Annotated in this window: 12 protein-coding genes; 6 read left to right on the forward strand and 6 right to left on the reverse strand. The window is 37.1% G+C overall.

What is annotated here, in order from left to right; translation table 11 throughout:
• Window positions 1-85 precede the first annotated feature (85 nt).
• Entirely contained in the window at window positions 86-439 is a 354-nt protein-coding gene (locus tag ACY10D_RS02325; protein ID WP_486999194.1) for a hypothetical protein, read from the reverse strand.
• Between the two features lie 436 nt (window positions 440-875).
• Between ACY10D_RS02325 and ACY10D_RS02330 the strand changes: the two genes are divergently transcribed.
• Entirely contained in the window at window positions 876-1118 is a 243-nt protein-coding gene (locus ACY10D_RS02330) for a hypothetical protein (RefSeq protein WP_486999195.1), read from the forward strand.
• 108 nt (window positions 1119-1226) lie between these two features.
• Here the strand turns inward: ACY10D_RS02330 and ACY10D_RS02335 are convergent, their stop codons facing one another.
• From ACY10D_RS02335 to ACY10D_RS02355, 5 genes are read right to left on the reverse strand one after another with little or no spacing between them, the layout of a single operon-like run.
• Complete coding sequence (locus tag ACY10D_RS02335) at window positions 1227-1349, reverse strand: hypothetical protein (RefSeq protein ID WP_486999196.1); 123 nt, start codon at window positions 1347-1349, stop codon at window positions 1227-1229.
• Window positions 1339-1557 (reverse strand): hypothetical protein, encoded by a 219-nt coding sequence (locus ACY10D_RS02340; RefSeq protein WP_486999197.1) that lies wholly within the window; start codon window positions 1555-1557, stop codon window positions 1339-1341. The genes ACY10D_RS02335 and ACY10D_RS02340 overlap by 11 nt, the downstream gene beginning before the upstream one ends.
• On the reverse strand, window positions 1554-2012 hold the full coding sequence (locus ACY10D_RS02345) for a pyrimidine dimer DNA glycosylase/endonuclease V (protein ID WP_486999198.1): 459 nt from the start codon (window positions 2010-2012) through the stop codon (window positions 1554-1556). The genes ACY10D_RS02340 and ACY10D_RS02345 overlap by 4 nt, the downstream gene beginning before the upstream one ends.
• Window positions 2013-2024: 12 nt before the next feature.
• Window positions 2025-2219 (reverse strand): hypothetical protein, encoded by a 195-nt coding sequence (locus ACY10D_RS02350; protein ID WP_486999199.1) that lies wholly within the window; start codon window positions 2217-2219, stop codon window positions 2025-2027.
• Complete coding sequence (locus ACY10D_RS02355; RefSeq protein ID WP_486999200.1) at window positions 2220-2435, reverse strand: hypothetical protein; 216 nt, start codon at window positions 2433-2435, stop codon at window positions 2220-2222. It abuts the gene before it with no gap.
• Window positions 2436-2729: 294 nt separating this feature from the next.
• Here ACY10D_RS02355 and ACY10D_RS02360 point away from each other — a divergent pair, with 294 nt between their 5' ends.
• The 5 genes from ACY10D_RS02360 (at window position 2730) to ACY10D_RS02380 (ending at window position 5883) form a co-directional block, all read left to right on the forward strand.
• Entirely contained in the window at window positions 2730-2945 is a 216-nt protein-coding gene (locus ACY10D_RS02360) for a DUF378 domain-containing protein (protein ID WP_119328368.1), read from the forward strand.
• A gap of 8 nt (window positions 2946-2953) precedes the next feature.
• Entirely contained in the window at window positions 2954-3256 is a 303-nt protein-coding gene (locus ACY10D_RS02365) for a helix-turn-helix domain-containing protein (protein ID WP_486999201.1), read from the forward strand.
• Between the two features lie 305 nt (window positions 3257-3561).
• Window positions 3562-5043: a YfjI family protein gene (locus ACY10D_RS02370; RefSeq protein WP_486999202.1), complete on the forward strand. Its 1482-nt coding sequence runs from the start codon at window positions 3562-3564 to the stop codon at window positions 5041-5043.
• Between the two features lie 53 nt (window positions 5044-5096).
• A complete protein-coding gene (locus ACY10D_RS02375) occupies window positions 5097-5681 on the forward strand; it encodes a hypothetical protein (protein WP_486999203.1) in 585 nt (194 codons plus the stop codon).
• On the forward strand, window positions 5674-5883 hold the full coding sequence (locus ACY10D_RS02380; RefSeq protein ID WP_486999204.1) for a hypothetical protein: 210 nt from the start codon (window positions 5674-5676) through the stop codon (window positions 5881-5883). The genes ACY10D_RS02375 and ACY10D_RS02380 overlap by 8 nt, the downstream gene beginning before the upstream one ends.
• Window positions 5884-6008 lie beyond the last annotated feature (125 nt).

Genomic DNA, 6008 nt, shown 5'->3' on the forward strand with positions numbered 1-6008 from the left:
AGCCATTTAAATGGACATATAAGGGAAGAGTTCTACAGGCGACATAATATTTACTTATTTAAAGGATGAGGTACTAGTCATTCACTTAATAGCGATACTCAGGGATGCGCTCGATTTCGTTATCAATGCGATACGTCATATCATCACAGTAAACATTTTCTAGCTTCTTAATCGTTGCATGCTCTAGTATCTCATACCCGCATTCATTAGATGCCGTAAACTTCGGCGGATATTCACTAAACAACACCTCATAGGTATCACTACCAAAACAGTAACGAATATATACATGACCCTCTAAACGCCTTGCATTGACTTTAAACATCAGGGTCGTTTCATCTAGGCGCTTAAAGTCATGTGCACCCCAACTCCAAACCAAAGTTCTTCCGCCTGTAAATAATTGCTGTATGATTGTGTTTACGTAATAGTTTTCATCATTCATGGTTGTGCTCCTTTTTGTAGCTTTTTGTTGGTTATTTTTACTGGTTTTATTTTTTTGCTTTGTGTGTGATCACAACCCTTTTGCAACAAGCCTTAGAAAATTAAATGCAAGGGTGCCGCAGGCACTTGCGTAGCCCTTGCATTTCAATTTTGGCTTGTTAAAAAAGAAAATATTACTAGGCTGTCAATCACGCAGTGATTGACTCATTGTCGAGAAGGTTTTTTGATAACTCCTTTGCTCCATACTGTGCAAATTTAAAAACATTGACTATGATTAATCTATGCGCTTGAGCGGTTGAAACGAGGCGTTTTTATTAATTTTATTTGGTATTCTCTTGCTCAGGCGCACGACCTCAAAAACACAAAACTACCCAATTGACCATACCCACATTAAAAGCTAATATTCGTGCAAAACAATATTGAGCAGCGCAACTACGATGCATAATGACGAAAAGAAAATTATGGCTATTGATGCCAAAGTTAAAGCCCTGCGTGCTAAAAACACCGATGACATGATGCTGTTAACTGAAATGATTGATGAGATGCTGTTTTTCAGAGAAATTATGGAAAATTCTAAGCCAGAACAACTCAATGCCTACTGTCAGAAATATACCAACTTTTTCTACTTTGCAAAATTACTAGAGAATCTTGCGGATACACTTGCCAGCGCTAAAGCCTAAAACTTCCTGTTTTACGACCACGATCGCGGTTAAAAAACGAAAAAAACACACTTAAAACTTGCCCATCACTAAAATACACATCAATGCTTTTCTTAGTTTTTTTGCGGATTACTTTTTCTTGGTTTTTCTTTTTTTGTTGTTTTGATCCTGCTTAATTTCACCCAATTTTTGGCGCATTATTTTCTTAAGAACGTCTAAGCAACTATCATTATTCATGCGATTATTTTTCATCGTTCTGCTCATCAATCACTTTTGTTTTAATACTGTCGCGCAATTCTTTTTTCATCTTCGCCAGATTAAAAGCATCTACTGCATCACAGGCTTTTTTCCATAACACAGCATAATTAGGTTTTGCTTTTTCATGATCAGATAATGACTTGAGTTTAGCTTTTAACGCTTTGGCTCCAGCTTCGGTTTTTAATAACTCATCAATACTCATGCTAAAAACTCCATAAAATGAGGATTTGCTCTATTTTTCCATGTCATTTTCATGGCTCTATATTTGTTAATATAATATTGTCGATAACTCAAAATAACATCAACAATATCATTATCAGTCACTTTTAATGTCCATGAAAATTCTTTATCTGGCAATTCTATTGGAATGTCAGAAAGAATTGATGCCAGCATTTCAGACTTATGCTTTTTATTATACCTGTATGTATATTCATTGCATAAAGCCTTGTAATGCTCAAAAAGCCACTGAGAGTGGGTTTTACTTTCTTTTAACCATAATACACACGGATGGTTTTGGTGTGTTAGTCGATAAAGTTCTGGGCGAGAATTACCTGTTAAATGATGTACTGCACTCATGATTTGCGCTGATTCAAGAATCATTTTGACAACATGTTTATCACACTGATACTGCGCTGATTTTTTTGGGCTTTTGTCCAAAAAAAAAGATATTCACTCACGACACCCCTCATCAATAAACATCACCTCACCCAATTCAAATCGCTCAATGACATCGTGATATGTATTTAGCATCACATGACAATCATCAACGTCAACAATAACGCCAGTGTAAAGCTCATTTGTATAGGTTTTTAGACTAACCCTGACTTTGTCATTTTTAAATTTTGCCAACCTTTCGTTTGCCATCTAAACCGATTCCCTTGTTTCTTCATCGACAAATTCAACCCCAACTATTGAGACAACAGCAATGGTACGCCTTTCTTGTTCTCCATCAATAGCCACATCAACCGTTGTTCCAGATAGTTTAGATACTTTGCAAGTTACTCGCACGCCATTTAAATAGTGCAGCTTTATCGTCAAACTTTCCATTTTCGCTTTTGCTAAGTTTTTATACACACTCACAACTTGACTCCCTGTTGAACATATTCATTCTGCGCCCAAGCTTATCAGCTCCCAGCGCCAAGTAAAGCCTGTCTACACTTAGATTGACGTAGCTGGCTTAACGCTTTTCCATATTCGACATGCTTTTACCTAAACTCTACAAGCAATAATAAATCAAATAAACACACCCCACTACACCAATAAATCCTTAAAAAACATTCTTACCGCTTACTGACCTGGCAAGCTTGCTTATTTGGGGGCATTGCACTACTTTAGTCATTGGTGAAACATATATAACCAAAGGAGTAACATTATATGAAATACCTAAACCCTATCGCACTTATATTAATCATCATCGGCGGCTTAAATTGGCTGCTCGTTGGTTTGTTCCACTTCAATCTTGTTCATGCCATTTTTGGCAAACTGGGCTTTGTTGAAAATATCATCTACATTATCGTGGGTATCGCTGCACTAATTTGCATCCCTATGCTTAAGAAATGCTGCCCAAAATCATCATGCAACAAGGATTGATCAATATTGTGGGAAATCAATTTACCGATAATTTCTGCGTTACCGTTGAAAACACAACAGGACAGACAATAGCTGATTTTTTAAAACAGTGCGCTAATCAAGGCTTAACCTACACAGAGGTTGGCGAGCTTTTTGGCTACAAACAAAATACGGTTAGAAAATGGTGCCGACGTTGCAGTGTCTCTTTATACAATGAAAGCAGTCTTAAAGCACTAAACTCACCAGCTAAGAAGGCAGCCATTGAGCAGTTACTTGATGACATCAAAATCAAATCCATTAGCTGCTCAAATGCACTGTATAAAGCTTGGTAAAAAGTAAAAATCATGCAACGCTTGGAAACAGTAGCCAAGTTTTATGAGATAATGGTTACTCAGGACTTATTGGGTGATACTGTTATCATTTGCTATTTTGGCGGGAAAAACAGCCATCGACATCAGTCGAAAACAATCAAGTTAGATTCATTTTTACACTACTGTAAAGCGTATAAAAAAATTATCACCACCCGATTTAAACATGGGTACTGGTTTATCCATCATTCGCTGCAAGACTTTTAAAATGCAGGCAATACCGCTTTGTGTTATGATGTTTTCAGCCAAAATAACACCGCTAATTTTCAATGACTGGAAAAATTAATTGGAAAACACCAATACCATTGTCACATATATCAGCAAAGCAAGCTGATTATCCGCTTGATGCTCTACCTGATATTATCAAAGACGCTATCCAGTCTTATGCTGAATATGGGCAACAGCCGATTCCATTATTAGCCAACAGCGCCCTTTCTAACGTCTCACTAAGCTGTCAAGGTTTAGCTAATGTTGCGCGTGATGACGTGTTGACTAGTCCTGTCTCCATGTATTTTATTACAGTTGCATCGAGTGGCGAACGTAAAACAGCGGCTGATAAAGTCTTTGGTAAAGGCATTGAAGATTGGCAGGACAAGACAACAAAAACCATGATGCCAGAATATACGCGCATCAAAAATGAGTACACCACTTGGTCAATCAAACGCAAAGGATTGCTAATGATGATTAGGCGCCTAGCTACTCAAGGTTATGAAACAGATCAATATGATGGTTACTATGATCAGGTCATGCTTGAAGAACCAGAAATACCTTTGTTACCCAAACTCAAATATGAGGATATTACCGCAGAAGCGTTAAGCGAAAACTTAGCAAAGGAATATCCCAGTACAAGTATTTGGTCAGATGAAGCGGGTATTTTCTTATCAAGCCCGAGCATGCAAAAAGACAATACCAAATTTGTCGCCCTACTCAACCGTTTATGGGACGCGCAACCCATAGCAATACATCGCAAAACCACCGGTGACATCTTTATTAAAGATCGGCGTTTCACACTCAACTTAATGATGCAACCCTTGCTCCTAGAGCAAATGCTAAAAAAAGGTGATGGCATTAATAGAAACAGTGGTTTTCTTGCACGAACCTTATTAGCTTACCCCACTTCAACCATGGGCAATCGATATTACAAAGAACCATTCAAGAACGTCACCGAACATCTTGACAAGTTTCACAGGCGCATTAAAACCTGCCTAAGCAACACACAGCCAGTTGATAAATACGGTTTTGGATACATTCCAACGCTTACTTTTAGCAAAATAGCCAAAGAGGCATGGGTGAAATACTTTAACTATATTGAAACTGCTATCGCCAACGAATACCACTGGCAATCAATCCATGACTTAGCATCTAAAGCCAGTGAGAATATTGCAAGGCTAGCCGCCCTATTCCATTTGTTTACAGGTAAGCAAGGTACTGAAATATCTACTAATCACATTGAGTCCGCTTATCAGATTATTGAATGGCATTTAAATGAAGCTAAACGCATCTTTGGAGAAACGAAGCTGACACAGGTGGAGCATGACGCAAAATTAATACTTGATGCCATCATCTCAAAGAATATTGTTGAAACTACTTCACGCGAGATTTTACGTGTCACACCTGTTCGTGACAAAGGTAGACGAGATAAAGCTATTAAACTACTTGAAAAATCACATTATCTTATTTCAACGCCAGATGCTAAAAGAATAAAGATTGTTTTTCATCCTTCTCTATTTAAAACCACAGCAATAAACTAAGTTTTATACGAATAACATATGATATTAGACATCTACAAGGAATTAAAGAAACCATGTTAAAGCAAAACTGGACAGAAGTTAAAAAACAGCTTAAACACTGTAGCCAAAACGATTTGCTCGGGATTATTCAAGAACTTTACAAACTGAACAAAGTGAATAAAGCACATCTTCACCTTAGATTTTTAGCAGCCAACAGTTCTGAACAGAAAAAAGCGCTATTAATAGATACTATTGATGAAATCCATAAGCAATGGAGCAAAGCTTTCCATGATCCGTATGGATATTCAGGTAATCCTTGCACAGTAAAGATAACTCCTATAAAGAATCCTGTCACTGCTTACCACAAAGCGATTGGTGAAGATGAAGGATACATTACCATTCTTTCAGAATATGTGATTGGTGGTGATAAATTCTTGGATACAGGCTGCGCGGAGCCAGCAAATGCCGCCATTAATAGTATTGATGCAGCGGCTAGAGATTTATTCTTGCTAATTGCAAAAAATCCAGACTATTTTAAAGTGCTTACGCAAGAGCAAATTGAAAAAATAAATGTCTATATGCATGGATACTACATACGCGATGACGCACAAATTGCTTTTAAAGAAGTCAAACAACTATTTGAGGATAATCATGACTAAAACAATACACTTAGCTAAAGATTTAGATACATTAATCAGTGAAGCAAATGATAAAAGTATCGCAATTATCAATGATTTTTCAGAACATTTAAAACAGATGGGATTTGTCAAAAAAACCATAAAAAATCACGTTGATAATCTATCTTTTTTTGCAGAGTATTTAAACCATTGTTACGCGACAAATATAATGCTCCACCCTTGATGAGTCTGCGACATTTATTTTGCTCCAGTCTTACGACATTTATATTGACCCACCCTAATACGATATAATTGCTGACATTTCACTCAGCAATATTGGATTAATATAACAATGAGGAAGACCCACGT

This window comes from Cysteiniphilum sp. (genome assembly GCF_057495195.1).